At 53.2% G+C, this 3,008-nt stretch carries 1 rRNA gene; it reads left to right on the top strand.

Features of this window, described 5'->3' with window-relative positions:
• Positions 1 to 82: 82 nt before the first annotated feature.
• Positions 83 to 3,008 (top strand): 23S ribosomal RNA (locus tag UJ203_RS20700); the annotation flags it as partial.

The raw sequence follows: 3,008 nt of genomic DNA, 5'->3' as shown, positions 1-3,008 counted from the left end.
AACGTGTTCTTTGAAAACTAGATAACAGTAGACATCACATTCAATTAGTAACACAAGATATCACATAGTGATTCTTTTTAACGGTTAAGTTAGAAAGGGCGCACGGTGGATGCCTTGGCACTAGGAGCCGATGAAGGACGGGACGAACACCGATATGCTTCGGGGAGCTGTAAGCAAGCTTTGATCCGGAGATTTCCGAATGGGGAAACCCACCACTCGTAATGGAGTGGTATCCATATCTGAATTCATAGGATATGAGAAGGCAGACCCGGGGAACTGAAACATCTAAGTACCCGGAGGAAGAGAAAGCAAATGCGATTCCCTGAGTAGCGGCGAGCGAAACGGGATTAGCCCAAACCAAGAGGCTTGCCTCTTGGGGTTGTAGGACACTCTATACGGAGTTACAAAGGAACGAGGTAGATGAAGAGGTCTGGAAAGGCCCGCCATAGGAGGTAACAGCCCTGTAGTCAAAACTTCGTTCTCTCCAGAGTGGATCCTGAGTACGGCGGAACACGTGAAATTCCGTCGGAATCCGGGAGGACCATCTCCCAAGGCTAAATACTCCCTAGTGACCGATAGTGAACCAGTACCGTGAGGGAAAGGTGAAAAGCACCCCGGAAGGGGAGTGAAAGAGATCCTGAAACCGTGTGCCTACAAGTAGTCAGAGCCCGTTAACGGGTGATGGCGTGCCTTTTGTAGAATGAACCGGCGAGTTACGATCCCGTGCAAGGTTAAGCAGAAGATGCGGAGCCGCAGCGAAAGCGAGTCTGAATAGGGCGCATGAGTACGTGGTCGTAGACCCGAAACCAGGTGATCTACCCATGTCCAGGGTGAAGTTCAGGTAACACTGAATGGAGGCCCGAACCCACGCACGTTGAAAAGTGCGGGGATGAGGTGTGGGTAGGGGTGAAATGCCAATCGAACCTGGAGATAGCTGGTTCTCTCCGAAATAGCTTTAGGGCTAGCCTCAAGGTAAGAGTCTTGGAGGTAGAGCACTGATTGGACTAGGGGCCCCTACCGGGTTACCGAATTCAGTCAAACTCCGAATGCCAATGACTTATCCTTGGGAGTCAGACTGCGAGTGATAAGATCCGTAGTCGAAAGGGAAACAGCCCAGACCGCCAGCTAAGGTCCCAAAGTATACGTTAAGTGGAAAAGGATGTGGAGTTGCTTAGACAACCAGGATGTTGGCTTAGAAGCAGCCACCATTTAAAGAGTGCGTAATAGCTCACTGGTCGAGTGACTCTGCGCCGAAAATGTACCGGGGCTAAACGTATCACCGAAGCTGCGGACTGTTCTTCGAACAGTGGTAGGAGAGCGTTCTAAGGGCTGTGAAGCCAGACCGGAAGGACTGGTGGAGCGCTTAGAAGTGAGAATGCCGGTATGAGTAGCGAAAGAGGGGTGAGAATCCCCTCCACCGAATGCCTAAGGTTTCCTGAGGAAGGCTCGTCCGCTCAGGGTTAGTCGGGACCTAAGCCGAGGCCGAAAGGCGTAGGCGATGGACAACAGGTTGATATTCCTGTACCACCTCCTCACCATTTGAGCAATGGGGGGACGCAGGAGGATAGGGTAAGCGCGGTATTGGATATCCGCGTCCAAGCAGTTAGGCTGGGAAATAGGCAAATCCGTTTCCCATAAGGCTGAGCTGTGATGGCGAGCGAAATATAGTAGCGAAGTTCCTGATTCCACACTGCCAAGAAAAGCCTCTAGCGAGGTGAGAGGTGCCCGTACCGCAAACCGACACAGGTAGGCGAGGAGAGAATCCTAAGGTGATCGAGAGAACTCTCGTTAAGGAACTCGGCAAAATGACCCCGTAACTTCGGGAGAAGGGGTGCTCTGTTAGGGTGCAAGCCCGAGAGAGCCGCAGTGAATAGGCCCAGGCGACTGTTTAGCAAAAACACAGGTCTCTGCGAAGCCGTAAGGCGAAGTATAGGGGCTGACGCCTGCCCGGTGCTGGAAGGTTAAGAGGAGCGCTTAGCGTAAGCGAAGGTGCGAATTGAAGCCCCAGTAAACGGCGGCCGTAACTATAACGGTCCTAAGGTAGCGAAATTCCTTGTCGGGTAAGTTCCGACCCGCACGAAAGGCGCAACGATCTGGGCACTGTCTCAACGAGAGACTCGGTGAAATTATAGTACCTGTGAAGATGCAGGTTACCCGCGACAGGACGGAAAGACCCCGTGGAGCTTTACTGCAGCCTGATATTGAATGTTGGTACAGCTTGTACAGGATAGGTAGGAGCCTTGGAAACCGGAGCGCCAGCTTCGGTGGAGGCATCGGTGGGATACTACCCTGGCTGTATTGACCTTCTAACCCGCCGCCCTTATCGGGCGGGGAGACAGTGTCAGGTGGGCAGTTTGACTGGGGCGGTCGCCTCCTAAAAGGTAACGGAGGCGCCCAAAGGTTCCCTCAGAATGGTTGGAAATCATTCGCAGAGTGTAAAGGCACAAGGGAGCTTGACTGCGAGACCTACAAGTCGAGCAGGGACGAAAGTCGGGCTTAGTGATCCGGTGGTTCCGCATGGAAGGGCCATCGCTCAACGGATAAAAGCTACCCCGGGGATAACAGGCTTATCTCCCCCAAGAGTCCACATCGACGGGGAGGTTTGGCACCTCGATGTCGGCTCATCGCATCCTGGGGCTGTAGTCGGTCCCAAGGGTTGGGCTGTTCGCCCATTAAAGCGGTACGCGAGCTGGGTTCAGAACGTCGTGAGACAGTTCGGTCCCTATCCGTCGCGGGCGCAGGAAATTTGAGAGGAGCTGTCCTTAGTACGAGAGGACCGGGATGGACGCACCGCTGGTGTACCAGTTGTTCTGCCAAGGGCATCGCTGGGTAGCTATGTGCGGACGGGATAAGTGCTGAAAGCATCTAAGCATGAAGCCCCCCTCAAGATGAGATTTCCCATTCCGCAAGGAAGTAAGATCCCTGAAAGATGATCAGGTTGATAGGTCTGAGGTGGAAGTGTGGCGACACATGGAGCTGACAGATACTAATCGATCGAGGACTTAACC

The organism is Bacillus sp. V26, assembly GCF_034296245.1.
Classification (GTDB): Bacteria; Bacillota; Bacilli; order Bacillales; family Bacillaceae; genus Bacillus; species Bacillus halotolerans.
The sequence above is the reverse complement of the archived record's forward strand: the minus strand, read 5'-3'. Positions and strand labels throughout refer to the sequence as shown.